Annotated in this window: 16 protein-coding genes and 1 pseudogene; 6 read left to right on the plus strand and 11 right to left on the minus strand. The window is 35.2% G+C overall.

Annotated features, from left to right (window positions below; translation table 11 throughout):
- Positions 1–6: 6 nt before the first annotated feature.
- Together CQ058_RS04345 and CQ058_RS04350 are read left to right on the plus strand one after the other, a co-directional pair.
- On the plus strand, positions 7–312 hold the full coding sequence (locus tag CQ058_RS04345) for an iron-sulfur cluster biosynthesis family protein (protein ID WP_002142338.1): 306 nt from the start codon (positions 7–9) through the stop codon (positions 310–312).
- 33 nt (positions 313–345) lie between these two features.
- Complete coding sequence (locus CQ058_RS04350; protein ID WP_002142339.1) at positions 346–1,116, plus strand: DNA alkylation repair protein; 771 nt, start codon at positions 346–348, stop codon at positions 1,114–1,116.
- 97 nt (positions 1,117–1,213) lie between these two features.
- On the opposite strand, the gene CQ058_RS04355 is transcribed toward CQ058_RS04350, so the two are convergent.
- Positions 1,214–1,705, minus strand: a complete 492-nt coding sequence (locus CQ058_RS04355; protein ID WP_002142340.1) for a DUF2716 domain-containing protein — start codon at positions 1,703–1,705, stop codon at positions 1,214–1,216.
- A gap of 197 nt (positions 1,706–1,902) precedes the next feature.
- Here CQ058_RS04355 and CQ058_RS04360 point away from each other — a divergent pair, with 197 nt between their 5' ends.
- Positions 1,903–2,667, plus strand: a complete 765-nt coding sequence (locus tag CQ058_RS04360; protein WP_002190053.1) for a class I SAM-dependent methyltransferase — start codon at positions 1,903–1,905, stop codon at positions 2,665–2,667.
- Positions 2,668–2,748: 81 nt separating this feature from the next.
- Here the strand turns inward: CQ058_RS04360 and CQ058_RS04365 are convergent, their stop codons facing one another.
- Positions 2,749–3,273: an NUDIX hydrolase gene (locus tag CQ058_RS04365; RefSeq protein ID WP_002190054.1), complete on the minus strand. Its 525-nt coding sequence runs from the start codon at positions 3,271–3,273 to the stop codon at positions 2,749–2,751.
- Positions 3,274–3,455: 182 nt separating this feature from the next.
- Here CQ058_RS04365 and CQ058_RS04375 point away from each other — a divergent pair, with 182 nt between their 5' ends.
- Positions 3,456–4,079: a cephalosporin hydroxylase family protein gene (locus tag CQ058_RS04375; RefSeq protein ID WP_080019319.1), complete on the plus strand. Its 624-nt coding sequence runs from the start codon at positions 3,456–3,458 to the stop codon at positions 4,077–4,079.
- A gap of 33 nt (positions 4,080–4,112) precedes the next feature.
- Here the strand turns inward: CQ058_RS04375 and lepB are convergent, their stop codons facing one another.
- The 3 genes from lepB to CQ058_RS04390 all read right to left on the minus strand — a co-directional run bounded on the left by lepB (position 4,113) and on the right by CQ058_RS04390 (position 7,887).
- On the minus strand, positions 4,113–4,634 hold the full coding sequence (gene lepB, locus CQ058_RS04380; RefSeq protein WP_002142345.1) for a signal peptidase I: 522 nt from the start codon (positions 4,632–4,634) through the stop codon (positions 4,113–4,115).
- Positions 4,635–4,744: 110 nt separating this feature from the next.
- Positions 4,745–6,901 (minus strand): peptidoglycan D,D-transpeptidase FtsI family protein, encoded by a 2,157-nt coding sequence (locus CQ058_RS04385; protein WP_181150754.1) that lies wholly within the window; start codon positions 6,899–6,901, stop codon positions 4,745–4,747.
- Positions 6,902–7,158: 257 nt separating this feature from the next.
- On the minus strand, positions 7,159–7,887 hold the full coding sequence (locus CQ058_RS04390) for an NAD-dependent protein deacylase (protein ID WP_002127990.1): 729 nt from the start codon (positions 7,885–7,887) through the stop codon (positions 7,159–7,161).
- Positions 7,888–7,970: 83 nt separating this feature from the next.
- Here CQ058_RS04390 and CQ058_RS04395 point away from each other — a divergent pair, with 83 nt between their 5' ends.
- Both CQ058_RS04395 and CQ058_RS04400 read left to right on the plus strand, forming a co-directional pair.
- Positions 7,971–8,207: a DNA cytosine methyltransferase gene (locus CQ058_RS04395; RefSeq protein WP_078203533.1), complete on the plus strand. Its 237-nt coding sequence runs from the start codon at positions 7,971–7,973 to the stop codon at positions 8,205–8,207.
- Between the two features lie 225 nt (positions 8,208–8,432).
- On the plus strand, positions 8,433–9,920 hold the full coding sequence (locus CQ058_RS04400; protein WP_002127991.1) for a peptide MFS transporter: 1,488 nt from the start codon (positions 8,433–8,435) through the stop codon (positions 9,918–9,920).
- Between the two features lie 145 nt (positions 9,921–10,065).
- Here the strand turns inward: CQ058_RS04400 and CQ058_RS04405 are convergent.
- From CQ058_RS04405 to pxpA, 6 genes and pseudogenes are all read right to left on the minus strand, one after another.
- Positions 10,066–10,577, minus strand: a pseudogene (locus CQ058_RS04405) (transposase); the annotation flags it as partial.
- A 98-nt stretch (positions 10,578–10,675) separates the two neighbouring features.
- Positions 10,676–11,353 carry a hypothetical protein gene (locus tag CQ058_RS04410; RefSeq protein ID WP_002168092.1) on the minus strand — a complete coding sequence of 226 codons (678 nt, stop codon included), beginning with the start codon at positions 11,351–11,353 and terminating at the stop codon, positions 10,676–10,678.
- Between the two features lie 399 nt (positions 11,354–11,752).
- Entirely contained in the window at positions 11,753–12,400 is a 648-nt protein-coding gene (gene pcp / locus CQ058_RS04415; protein ID WP_002190061.1) for a pyroglutamyl-peptidase I, read from the minus strand.
- 16 nt (positions 12,401–12,416) lie between these two features.
- Positions 12,417–13,379 (minus strand): DUF979 domain-containing protein, encoded by a 963-nt coding sequence (locus tag CQ058_RS04420; protein WP_105589487.1) that lies wholly within the window; start codon positions 13,377–13,379, stop codon positions 12,417–12,419.
- 1 nt (position 13,380) lies between these two features.
- On the minus strand, positions 13,381–14,076 hold the full coding sequence (locus CQ058_RS04425) for a DUF969 domain-containing protein (RefSeq protein WP_000593391.1): 696 nt from the start codon (positions 14,074–14,076) through the stop codon (positions 13,381–13,383).
- Positions 14,077–14,098: 22 nt separating this feature from the next.
- Entirely contained in the window at positions 14,099–14,860 is a 762-nt protein-coding gene (pxpA, locus tag CQ058_RS04430; RefSeq protein ID WP_002190062.1) for a 5-oxoprolinase subunit PxpA, read from the minus strand.
- Positions 14,861–14,863: the final 3 nt, after the last annotated feature.

Below are 14,863 nucleotides of genomic sequence, written 5' to 3' on the forward strand. Positions count from 1 at the left end.
GATCACATGAACATTCGTATTACTGATGAAGCAAAAGCTGCTATACATAGACTAGAACGTGAAGACAAAAAGATTATTCGCATTAGAGGGACAATGACAAACTCTTGCAGCATTTTTGTTGATGTTGATTTAATTTGGGATACATATAATGCGGATGATGTTGTATATGAAGATGAACAGCTTATTATACAAATGGACTCATTCACGAAAGACTACACTGGTGATACGTTAAAAGTTGATTATAAAACAACTGGTTTTAGTATTACGACTCCAAGTGAGACGTTGGTGTATGGGTTGTCGATTAAAAAATAACAATTGTTTTTAACTGACCACTGAGGTGAAAAAATGGGTAAATATGTTCCGTTAAAATTTTTATTTAACGAAGAATTAGCAGAAAAAATGGCTGATTCTATTTCTAAACACGTTCCTAATTTCTCTAAAAAAAATTTTGTAGATTCCGTAACATATAAAGTTGAAAATTTAGAGTTAAAGCAACGTATAGAAGTAATAGCAGATGAATTACACAATGCATTACAAAAAGACTTTAATGAAGCAATACATATATTACTGAAAACATTAGGACCAGAAAATACAACAGAAGTCGGCACATTTACAAAGGGTTATATGTATATGCCTATCGCAAAATACGTTGAAAAATATGGACTTAACGATTTTGAATCCTCATTCAATGCAATGTATGAAATAACAAAAAGAAATACTGCTGAATATGCCATTCGTCCTTATCTTGAAAAATACCATGAAGAAACCTTAGACATATTGCAGCAATGGTTACGTGATGAAAACAGCCACATCAGGAGATTAGTTTCAGAAGGTACTAGACCAAGACTTCCTTGGGCAAAAAAAATAGGAGCTTTGAAAGGTGACTTCAGAAATAATTTAAAGCTTCTTGAGCCATTAATGAATGACCCTTCTAAGTATGTTCAAAAATCTGTAGCCAATCACATTAATGATATTACGAAAGAAGATAACGAACTCGTTTTTCAATGGTTGCGAGAATTACTCGATAAAAACCATCCTGTTAATCCTTGGATTATGAAACATGGATTAAGAACGGTAATAAAAAGTGGGACTTTGCCAAAAGATTTTTGTTTTTAAGTATTTGTAAAGAAAGCAACAATCTATATGAAAACAGCTAATAATAAAAACGTTTATACTTCATTTGGAAGTATAAACGTTTTTTCTTTTTTAAACATTAACCCTGCCTTAAAATCTTATGAAACATTTCCGGTTTATGTTGATCAAAAGCATCTATTAATTCTTTTCCAAATATCGTTATACTCTTCTCCCAAGGATGGCCTAAATACCCCCACTTAAAGTCCTTCTGAATAAAGAAATAATAATCTCCATTTGGAAAAATCGGGATTGTCCACTCATCAAATTCATTTCTATCAAACTTTAAATGTGGATTTACCCAGTAACATTCATGTTGCCAATCAAGTGCCATTATATATTCATTCGATACCGTATTCTCTTTAAAAACTAGTAATGCTTTTTCTTCCAGGTCGTCATATACATCTAAATCTACCGACTCTCTGAAGTAATGAGAAATATCATATGTTATAAAGGGACTTGGCACCTTAAATGATGGGAATGTAGAATCACTTGGCGAAAACTCAAAATCACTATATACCCTATCCCATATTTGGTCGTACTCTTTGTCTGTAAACTCCATCCAATTTTTCATTAAACAACTGCCTTCCCCTATAATTTCAAAGGATTTTCACTCAATACTCCCGAATATATAAATAACCATTCTCGCAAGGAGCTAATTTATATGAATCTATTCGAATACGAAACATAAAACCGTTCCACTTTAATAAGAGGTCCTCCCTTTTTCTTTTCTTACTATATCATTTATTAACGAAATAGGAGGACAACAATATGAAACGTGATCCATTATTTTCAGCACTATTAGAAAGTGCAAAGACTAACTTTAGCGGCTGGGATTTCTCTTTCATTTCAGAAACTGGCCGTATGAATAGCGAGCCCCTATCATGGTCATACGGTAGCACTGCTTTCCAGCTTATGCAACGTGCAAAATCAATGCTAGATATGGGGACTGGTGGCGGAGAGTTTTTATCTATGTTACAACCGTTCCCGTCAACTATTTATGCGACTGAGGGCTATGCTCCGAATGTCCCAATTGCACGAAAGAAATTAGAACCTTTAGGAGTTATAGTCGTAGAAGTGACTGATGATACTGCTTTACCATTTCAAGATGGTCAGTTTGATTTAATTGTGAATCAACATGAATCCTATTCTACTTCTGAAGTGAAAAGAAGTCTTTCCATCAATGGAACATTTCTTACACAACAAGTCGGTGGTCTTGATTGTGCGGAACTGAATGAGCAGTTTGGCACACCGCTGAATAGCGAATTTTCAAGTTGGTCACTCGAAACGGCATGTAGTGAATTGAGGAAAAGCGGATTTACTATTTTAGAAGCGAAAGAAGAATTCCCTCTTCAGCGTTTTTATGATGTCGGTGCTGTTGTCTATTACTTGCAAGCAATTCCGTGGCAAATCCCTGATTTTATAGTAGATAGCTATACCGAGGAATTGTATCGCATACATGAAATTATCTTACAAAAGGGATATTTCAATGTGAAGCAACACCGCTTTATTATTAAAGCAAATTATGAAGAGTAAACTTAGAATTAGCATTCCTTGTAAAAAGCCAAATTCCCATAAAGAATTTGGCTTTCTCTTCGTATTTTAACGTTTCTTCTCTTATTGAGAAACGAGATATTTTTCATATCGTTTTTTCGTATTATCTTCTATCAAAAGTGTAGTTTTGTAATCAATAATATTCCGATTATCATATATGAATATATGCTCTAAATTGTTGTCCTCACTTAATAATGTCGGTAAATATCTTTGCAAATTGCTAACTACACCTCTATTATCACCATCTAATATCCAATCAATTGACTTCCATTCTAATATACCTTCATGAGTGCTTACTGGCGTATCAATATGTACTCCATCTGGTAAATCAGCTAGGAATACATACATTCCCTCACTACCCAAAGGTTCGTCTTTAACTTTAAAAATAACATTCCCTTTATACGTTACACTTGGAAGCTCTATTCCTGTTTCCTCAAAGGTTTCTCTAATGACTCCTTCATATGGCGTTTCATACTCTTCTATTTTCCCTCCGACACCATTCCACATTCCCATTGTCGGCTTCTTGTTTCTATTTAGTAAAAGTATTCTATCTCCTTTTCTAATGAAGCAAATTGTGTACTTATACATACGATCATTTCCTTTCATTTACATCTTCTTTTGCAAGCAATTCATTTTCCACATGTGTTATTTGGCTTATTTTCACGTGAAAACACTCGCCTTATAATCCCTTACCACATAATATATAGTACAACTTTCATACGTAAACTCTTTACGTATGAAAGAATCCTTTTTAGAAAGGAGAATTCAAAATCGATAACATTAGTAGCGAATTTCTAAAACAATATTACGACAGCAACGTTTGGTTACATGGTACACACTGGTTCGGGGTTCCAATCTGCAAACTTCCTTCTGATCTCTTTTTGTATCAAGAAATATTATACGAATTAAAGCCTGATTTAATTATTGAATGCGGAACTTTTTACGGTGGTAGAGCACTGTTTTTAGCTTCTATGTTAGATTTAATTGGAAAAGGTCACGTACTTACTATCGATATAACTCCGCAACCAAATCGGCCATCCCATAATCGAATTACGTATTTAACAGCTTCATCTGTTTCTGTACAGGCCGTCCAATCAATATTAAGTATGCGCAAACCTGATGATGTGATTTTAGTTATTTTAGATTCTGATCATAGTAAAGAACATGTATCGAAAGAACTCTTACTTTATAAATCTATTGTAACCACTGGCAGTTACATTATTGTAGAAGATACAAGTATTAACGGAAATCCTCTCCTTCCTGATTGGGGACCTGGCCCAATGGAAGCTGTGGAAGAGTTTTTAACTAAAAATAGCAATTTCATAATCGATGAATCTAAACATAAGTTTTTCATATCATTTAATCCAAAAGGTTTTTTAAAGAAGATAAAGTGAAACTTTAATAAGTGGGGTTTTGTGAATCCCCACTTATTTTATGATTTTCATTTTCGAAAAAGGATAGTACACAAATTCCACTTTTCCTATTATATTATCTTCTTCAATATATCCTAAACCATTTCGACTATCCTTACTTTGTTCACGATTGTCTCCCATTACAAATAACTTATTTGGCGGAATCTTTGTCTTTTGAAAATTATAAAACACTTGTGTATTGTTATATAAATCTTTATTTATATAAGGTTCATCTTGCTTTTTGTCATTTACGTATACAGTTCCATTCGTTATGTTAATTACGTCACCAGGAAGCCCTATTACACGTTTCACATAATATTTCGACTCATCCTCTTCCTTAATAATGACGATTTCTCCGTGCTGTAAGCTAGAAAAATGTACCGCAGCTTTATTTACAAATACGTAGTCTTCTTCATGTAAAGTTGGCTGCATTGATTTTCCTTCCACTTTACATAAAGTGAAAGACTGGTACGTTACTACTAGGACAAATATAAATAGTATGTACTTTCCCCAACCTCTCTTATTCTCCTCTTTCATATCCATTCCCACCTTATCAAAACACTTTTTAACTCAAAAATATATCACTGCACCTGTTCATTTGCGCAGTGATATACTACAATTTGAATTTTTTACTGTGCCTTACTCGGCTATTGTGTTACTGGGACTGGACTTACACCCGATCTCTGCGTTTTTAAATCAAAATATGCATCCAAAACCTCTTTACCAATTGCAGAATTAATACCTGATTTATCATTATTTACCCATGGCACAACAACAGAAAAAGCAACTTCCGGATCAGCATCATATGGAGCATACCCGGCGAGAGTTAAATTATAACATTTTTTTCGATAGTTGTTTTCATCTCTTCCAATATCACTTTCTCCACCGTACACTGTTTCTGCTGTTCCTGTTTTCCCAGCCGGTTTATACGGTAAACCTTTAAAAGTTCCAGCACCGGTCCCATCTACCTCTTGGAAAACTCTTCTAAACCCTTCTTTCACATGATTTATATATGAAAGATCCATATCCACTCGATTTAACACGACTGGTTCCATCGATTGCATAACTTTCCCGACTTCCTCTGGTCTATTCGGTTGCTCTCTAATTTCTTGTACAATTTGTGGTTTCATTCGGTAACCACCATTTGCAATCGTTGACATATATTGCGCAAGCTGAAGCGGCGTATATGTATCATATTGTCCAATGGCATAGTCAAGTAAAAAACCAGGTATATTATCTGTTCTACCCATTTGACCAATCGATTCATTTGGAAGGTCAATACCGGTTGGTACACCTAAACCAAATTGTCTAAAGTAATAGCGCATTTTATTGAATGTTTCTTGCCTAATATCTAACGGATTGTTTGGTACATAATCAATCCCCGCAATCTTTAACGCCGTATTAAACATGTAGACATTGGATGAAACTTGCAATGCTCTTAAATCATCAATATCTCCAAAGTCTTTCCACGATTTCTTCGGCTTCGAACTTCCTTTAAAGTACATTGGTGCATCAAAGAAATGCGTATATGGCTTAATCGCTTCTGTTTGATATCCCGCTAATACCGTAGCTCCTTTCACCGTTGATCCTAACTCGTAAGAACTTATCATCGTTCCTAAAGCGTAGTCTTCTATTTGCATCCCGCCATCTTTATTTACAATTTTCTTTCCTGCTAATGATAGAATTTGACCATTTTTCGGATTCATCATAACGACGAATGCACGATCCATCATCGGTTCAGAAGAATGAAATGCCCTTAAATTCCTTTCAAGACTTTCCTCCACCTTTTTCTGTAAATCCATATCAACTGTTAACATTAAATTATTTCCACTTTTTCCTTTTGTCACTTTTTCAGTCCGAATAATATTTCCAGCTTTATCCGTAATATTTTTAGACTGTTCTTTCGTTCCATGTAACACATCTTCGTATTGTTTTTCGATGTAACTCTTACCAATACGATCATTTCGGTTATAATCTCGCACTAAATAATAGTCTAATTGCTCCCTTGGTAATCCCTCATTCTCAGTAGAAACACTACCAAGTACAGAACGTAGTATTATGTCATTTGGATATTCGCGCTCCCAATCCACAGTCGTATCTACGCCTGGCAAGCTCGATAATCCTTCACTCACTACTGCATATTCATTTTGACTTACATCTTTTTTGACGATTTGTGGCGTCATTTTATATCCCGCATTCATTTTGCTTTTAATTGCTAGTACTTCTATATCCTCTTTCGAAAGCTCGTTTAATTCTTCTTGTGTAATTCTTTCTCGTCTCAACTCTTCTACTTTCTTATCTAAGTCTTTCCCTTCTATTTCCTGTTTCCTAAATTTACTCTCATCTTCTTTCGTTACTTTTGTTGCTGCACGTTTTTCATTTAACTGCATCCAAAAGTCTTTTTTATCTGTCTCTGTTAACTTGTCCATATCTTCTTGCGGCATTTCAATTAGCTTTGCTAAATTTCTTGCCACTATTAAAACCTCTTTTGAGTCCACTCCTTTCATCTTCGTATATGTAACAGTTCGTAACGGTTTATTATTTACAATAACTTTCCCTTCCCGGTCAAACATCTTCCCTCTCGGAACTGGAGTACTCACCGTTACATCTTCCTTTTTATTCACTTCATTTCGATACGTTTCTCCGTCGATGATTTGTACTTTACCTAATTGAATAATAATAGCTGAAAATAAAAGAAAAACGATAAAAAATAGTACATTTAACCGAAATGGAATATGAGTCTTTTTCTTTTTCGACTGTTTCTGTTTCTCCTTTTTCTGTCTCATTTTGCTCCCTCGCTTCATTCTATTAACATTTCTCTACATAAAACATACGTTCACTACAGTGCAATCAAATACATCATTATGTATCAAATTTAATTTTATGATATATATAGAATTTTATATTAATTACAAAAGAAATAAAAGATTTAATTTTCAGTTTTTGTATTTTATATCCTATTTATTACCATTCCCCTTAATACGCAATAACATGAATATAATTCATACAAAAAAACTGAGGTGGACATCATCCACCTCAGTTTCTTTACGAAAACAAAAACTTATTTAATCGAAGATAACCCTTTGGCAAATTCACCAATCTTATTTTGAAAAATAAAATCAAAATTGTATTCTTGTCCCGTTAATTCTTCATTTACTAAAATTGTTGTTGCGCCTACTTCCCTCTTTGCGATTTCTGGGAATGACGCGACAGGCTGTACTTTGAGTGACGTCCCCATTACAAGAAGTACATCTGTTTCATATAAACGTTTGATCGCATTTTGATACTGAGGTAACGTATCTCCGTATAAAACAACATCTGGATTTAGTATGAAATTACACTTCTCACAACGCGGCACTTCATGATCAATCATATATTGTAAATCATACCCCGTTTTACACTTTGGACAATGCGCTGTTTGCAGTGTTCCATGTAAATCAATTACATGTTTACTACCACCTACTTGATGTAAACCATCAATATTTTGCGTTAAAATCGTTATGTCTTTTCCTTGTTCTTCTATCTCTGCTAAAAAGCGATGCCCAAGATTTGGTTTATATTGATGAAACGTATTAATTTGAAAGATTTCTTTATAATGCTTCCAAAACTCTTTCGGATTTCTATTATAATAGCCTCTCGACAAATACATCTCTATATTCGCATCAGCATATAATCCATTTGCTGAACGAAAATCAGGGATTCCACTTTCCGTACTTGCACCAGCCCCTGTTAACACTGTAATTTTCTTTGCTTTTTCTAATATCGAACGTACTTCCTCATATTGCTGCACAAAAATCACCTCTATGTATTTTCCTATACTTATTATACCAGTTGTTTACAGTAGGTGTTGTACAATTCGGTTTACTTACTACGTTGCATTATCTAAACCCAAACCAATTTAATGGTGTAAGAAAGTTATCTTGGGATCAACCATCCTACACTATCACTTCTCATATTGCAAAGGATGGTAGAGAGTTTATTCATCCACAAGAAAATAGAAGGTTAACCGTTCGAGAATGCTTAAGATTAATGAGTGTTCCAGATACATACGTTATTCCGCCTCATATACCATTAAATCAACAATATACACTTATTTTAGTAATGGCGTAGCATTCTTAATAGCTAAAGCACTCTCACAATCAATTCTGGATTGTTTAGAGGTAGATTCAGTGAAAGGTGTGTCTAATGAGTAAATGACGATTTTTCAATTCATTTAGAAAGCAGCCAGAAGGCTGCTTTTCTTCATCGACGGGCTTAGATAGTTATGGACTACTGGGAGCCTCTTAAGTTATACTTGTATAATATAAAAAATTAATAAGGGGTAATATTAACATTATGAAAGAAAAAAACGAACTTGTTCAAAGTATTCCTCAAACAGGATTTTTTGGGCATCCAAAAGGATTATTCTCTTTATTCTTCACTGAGTTTTGGGAAAGGTTTTCTCATTACGGGATGAGAGCTATTTTACTGTATTATATGTACTATTCGGTCTCAAAAGGTGGATTAGGAATTGATCAATCTACCGCAACCTCGATAATGGCAATTTACGGTTCCTTACTGTTCATGTCTAGTATTATCGGTGGATGGATATCGGATCGTTTATTTGGTCCAAGTAAAACCGTATTCTTTGGTGGCGTTTTAATTATGATTGGCCATCTTATTTTAGCTTTACCGGGTAGTAAAAGTGCGTTATTTATCTCTATGGTCTTCTTAGTTCTAGGAACAGGGTTGTTAAAGCCTAACATATCGAACATCGTAGGAAGTTTATACAGTGAAACAGATGCGCGTCGTGACTCAGGGTTCAGTATATTCTACATGGGTATTAACTTAGGTGCCTTACTTGCACCTTTAGTTGTCGGAACATTAGGTCAGCAATATAATTTCCACCTTGGTTTTGGAGTTGCGGCAATTGGTATGGCAATTGGGTTAGGGGTATTTGTTGGAACAAAAAAGAAAAACCTTGGTCTAATCGGTACACAAGTACCTAATCCATTATCAGATTCGGAAAGAAAAAAGACTATTAAGTATTTCAGTGTTGGTCTGGTTGTATTAATATTGCTAGGTGTGGTTACAATTCCAACTGGGTTGTTAACTATAAATCGTTTTACATTCCTGATTAGTATCTTAGGGATTGTTATTCCAGCCTATTATTTCATTTATATGTATCGTAGTCCTAAAACAACAAAAATAGAGCAATCTCGTCTTCTTGCGTATATACCACTCTTTATTGCAGCTACAATATTTTGGTCTATACAAGAACAAGGTGCTATTATCTTAGCGACATACGCGGATCAACGAACTCAATTACAGTTCAATGGAATTACATTGCATTCCGCTTGGTTCCAATCATTAAGTCCAATCTTTATCGTAACGCTTGCACCGATTTTTGCATGGATTTGGATAAAGTTAGGCAAGAAGCAGCCTTCAACGGCAAAAAAATTCGCTATTGGATTGCTATTTGCAGGTTTATCATTCTTAGTTATGATTATTCCGGCTTTAATCAACGGTACTCACTCTTTAGTGAACCCTATGTGGTTAGTCCTTAGCTTCTTTTTAATTGTAATTGGAGAAGTTTGTTTATCTCCTTCAGGGTTATCAATAACGACGAAGCTGGCTCCAGCTGCTTTCTCTTCGCAAACCATGAGCTTATGGTTCTTATCAACTGCGTCTGCGCAAGCAATAAATGCCCAAGTTGTTAAACTGTATAATCCTGCAACAGAATCAATTTACTTTGGTGTTATTGGTGCTATCTCCATTTTAGTTAGCATCCTGCTGTTTGCATTATCATCAAAAATCCAAAGTTTCATGAAGGGACTTCAATAACGGTCTCTTATTGAAATAAACAAATACAAGTTTCTATGTGAAGAGTAGCCAAACGGGTTACTCTTTTTTGTATAATCATAGCAATCTCCACACAAACGCAATATAATGTGATATTTCTAGGAAAACAAAACATAATGCAACTTGGTAAGAGAGCTGACAAATAGGTAAATTGCTCTCCAATTCTTACATAAGTAATATCCATTACGTATTTTTGATTTTGTTTTTCTGCTTGAAACTCTCGGTTCAAATGGTTTTTAAATACCACAGATGTTTTTCTTCCATAAAACGGACGTTTTTTTCTGATGATAGATTGAACGCCCAGCTCTCTCATCAGACGGCAAACACGTTTATGATTCATTATCATTCCTTCCCGCGTAGATTTGGATTGCGCTTTTTTAAATACTCAACCTGCGCCTTCAAATAAGTATTTTCTTCTTCAAGACTATTAAAATTCTTTCAATTCCAAACACCACGTTGATCCTCAAATGACTCCCCTTGTTGAGCTCGTTTTACCCACTCTACAATTTGAGCATCACTCTTCACACCAAGTTGTTCACGAATTTCTCGTAATGATTTTCCTTCTTCTAATCGAAGACGAACTACTTCTCGCTTTAGTTCTTCTGTATATTTTTGAAATGATTGTCCTTTTTTTGCCATAAAAAATCCCCTCCAGATAAACCAGTATTGAGTCCATCATGCCAGATGGACTCTTTTTTTACTGTCTACCTATAGGGGATAATACCAATGCCTCTCTTTTATATTTGGAATTCTGCTTGTTGTTCTTCCGTAATAGTCTCATATCCGTCAGGGTTAACTGTATGACTAAAGATTAACTTAGCTGATGTAATCTCCTCAGGCTTCCCTTTAATAATAAGACCTACACTTCCCTCTTTTTTTACTTTACCATAAAATTTACTATCATTATCTTCTCTTTCCCAAATGAAATCATTTCCAATTGCATCCAGCTGTTCACCATTGTTCAGAACAACTTTTTGAAGACCATAGAAATCTACATTTTGATCACTAGTGTTTTCTACACTGTACTGAATTTGTATGTAATTTAGATCCTCAGGCAACTTGTTCCCGCCTGTATATTGAAGTAAAAATTCTGTCATAGACTTATTAACTTTATTAAGCTTAATAATCTTCATATCTTTTACAGTATATTTAATAGGTGCAATATCTACAGTTTGGTTAACTTCTTTAATTTTCATTAATTCGGCTTCATTACCATCTGATTTGGCTTTCTGTCCTACTTTAGATAAGTTTACAGTACCTTTCTCCTCTTTTTCGGACTTGTTAGAAACATCTTTTTGCTCAGCAGAAGTTGCTTTTTCCTTATCCTCTGTGGATGCTTTTTCATTTCCACAACCTGTAAGAATGCTTCCAGTCAGCATGATGCTGCCTAATAAAATTGAAATTTGTTTTTTCATAATGTACCCTCCATGGTGTTTCTCATACTTAATTTTCCCTTGAAAACTTTACCATGGAATATTATATTATGTAAATAGTTACATCAAATTAAAAAGAAATCCAATTTTCGGATTTCTTTTCCTTTATTACCAGTTATTCTATTATTTTTGCAAACATTTTTTAAACTTGCTATTTAGCTACTTTATCATCTTAAAGTTGCTTTTTTATTTCATTTTATATTTCTAATAAATCCTTATCGAATAACAAAATATTAAAATTAGATTTAACCTTCTATACGCGTGACACATAATATTACTCCGAAGAATAGAATTTTACCCATTGCCCTCACCTTAACTATCTCTCCAAAACTTTGTGAAATCATCTATGGAATATGATTGTATCCCAATTTATTCTTCTATTTAATGCGTCGCACCGCCGCACGCTACAATATCTACTTCCACTTCCGTCGTTACCTCAATTGCTAATTCTATCCCTTTACTAATAGTAGAAAGTGACATACTCGGTTGACCTGGATAGTTAGTAGCTTGTTCTGGTAAGAACGGAATATGAACAAATCCACCTTTTATTTTCTTATCATGTTTCTCTAGTTCGTGCATAAGACCATAAAATAAATGATTACAAACGAATGTACCTGCCGTTTGTGAAACAGATGACGGTATACCTTCTTCGCGAAGTTTTTTCACGATTGCTTTCATCGGAAGTGTGGACCAATATGCAGCAGGTCCTTCTTCTACAACCGGTACATCTACTGGCTTGTTCCCTTCATTATCAGCAATTCTTGCATCATCAACATTAATTGCTATTCGCTCTATCGTAACATCTGGTCTGCCCCCAGCTTGTCCAATACATATAATCATTTCAGGAGTCAGTTCTTCTATATACGCTTTTAATAATTGTATCGATTTATGAAATACGGTTGGAACTTGTTTACTAATAATCTTGTACTCTCCGATTGTTTTTTCATGCAAACTTTTTGCGACTTCCCAAGCTGGATTGATACTTTCTCCCCCGAACGGATCAAATCCTGTTAATAATACTGTTTTCATAGTTTCACTCTCCTAATTAGAAACGATATACAAGGCCGTACATTATAAACATATTTATGATAAAAATTGAAAGAGCAATTGGTACTTGTGCTTTAATGACTGCATTTTTATCTTTCAATTCTAAAAGCATCGCAGGTATGATATTAAAGTTTGCCGCCATTGGAGTAATCAGTGTTCCGCAATATCCAGCAAACATACCGAGTGCTGCCATAATTGCTGGGTTCCCGCCGTGCATTTGAACAATTAAAGGCAAGCCAATTCCGCCAGTAATAACCGCAAACGCAGCGAAAGCATTTCCCATTACAACTGTGAATAGCATCATTCCTAAACAGTACGCCATAACAGCAACGAATGGATACTCTGTTGGTAACACTTGTCCGACTAAATCAGAAACAACTTGCCCAACGCCAGATTTTGCGAAAATACCGCCAAGCGCTGCTAACATTTGTGGTAAAATAACAGCCCAGCCGACAGCCTGTAGTAATCTGCTTCCTTCTTGAACAGGCGTTGTTATTTTCGCTTTTGTAATACGCATCGCTGCAACGAATGCGAGTAATGCACCTAACGCTAATGCAACTAACGTTACTTTATCAGGATCAACAAGAGAGACATTTCCCCATTTGATTTTCCCTAATGTCAGTGTACCGATAATTGTAAAAATAGGTATTAACAGTGCAGGCATAAAAATTTTATTCTTTAATTTCTCAGCATGTTTCACACGTTCTTGCACTGGTACTTCTTTCTCCTCGGATTTTGTTACTTTATTTAATGAAGCTAACACGACCATAGCGAGTACGATACAGCCAACGTAAAACGAAGGTATTACATTTCCAAATAAAAATGTAACTGCAAACAATGCCCAAAATAAGCTAGAACCGAATCGGTTTGGATGTTCACGATCAAATGCAATACGAACAGCGATAAATGCAACGATTATTCCTAATACATAATAAATTGTATCCATTGTTATGATGTTCATCTTATATAGCCTCCTTCTCTTGTTTTTCTTCTGCCTTCATTGTTTTCTCTATATACTTATCAAACCTTCTAAACCTAATCCAGCTCACAATAAGGGCAGATATCGCAGTTGGAATACCCCAAAGCGCCATATCCCATACACCGACATGCATACCTACTGAATCGAAGAACCCTTTCATTAATAAAATGGCACCAGTTGCGATGAAAATATCCTCTCCGAAAAACCAAGCTGTATTTTCCGCAGCTGCTGCGTTTGCTTTAATCTTTTCTCTCAATTTTTCAGGGAGTTTACCATATTTACCTTGTGCAGCTCCTTCTGCCATTGGCGCAACTAGCGGTCTCACTGTTTGCGCATGACCACCGATATTAAGTCCAAGTGCTGCTGATGATTCTCTTATCGTAAAATATGACATTAATACTCTTCCAGTTGTTGCTCCTTTTGATTTCGTTATAAGTGCTTCTGCTCTTTCTTTTAAACCGTAACGCTCTAAAATTCCGATTACCGGTAAAGTTAATATGATTGGCATAGACATATATCTGTTTTCTATGAAAAATTTACCGAACATGCTAATCACATCATAAAAGCTTAAGCCTGAAACCATACCAGTAACAATACCCGCAACCATTACTACTAACAGTGTATTTAATCTAAATAAAAACCCAACTGCAACAAGTAGTATCCCAATTAATTTAATCATTTCCAGCACTTCCCCCCATTTATTATTTCGGTGCACTTATAGAAACACCGTTAAGTTCGAATGTTCTGTATATTTTTTCCGCAAATTGTACTGCTTTCTCTCCGTCCCCGTGTAAACATATCGTTTGCGCCTGAACTGCTACTTTCTCCCCATTAACCGATTCTACATACCCTTCCTTCACCATTTGAAGTACTTGTTTTATTGCTTCATCTTCATTTTTTATAAGAGCATTTTCTTCTGTACGGCTCGTTAAAGTTCCATCCTGCTTATACGTACGATCAGCAAAAGCTTCTTGTACGAGAGTTATATTATATTTTTCTGTTGCCTTTATAAATGCCTCACTATTCGCTAATCCGTAAAGTAATAATCCAGGGTTAATATGATAAATTGCTTTTGCGATTGCATCCGCAATTTCCGAATCAGTTGCCGCCATATTATATAAGGCACCGTGCGGTTTTACATGTTGCATTTTCCCTCCGGCAGCTCTAACAAATCCTTCTAATGCGCCAATTTGATATAAAACATAATCGTACACTTCACTTGCTGAAACGTGCATATTCCTTCTTCCAAATCCAATTAAATCAGGAAATCCAGGATGCGCTCCTATTGCTACGTTATGCTGCAGAGCTTTTTCAACCGTTTGCCTCATAACGGCCGGATCACCCGCATGAAAACCACAAGCAACGTTTATAGAGGAAACGAACGGAAGAATTTCATCATCATTCCCCATTTTATAAGCTCCAAAACTTTCTCCTAAATCACAGTTCAAATCGATTTTAGTCACGAT

It is taken from the genome of Bacillus sp. MYb56 (assembly GCF_002976445.1).
Classification (GTDB): Bacteria; Bacillota; Bacilli; order Bacillales; family Bacillaceae_G; genus Bacillus_A; species Bacillus_A mycoides.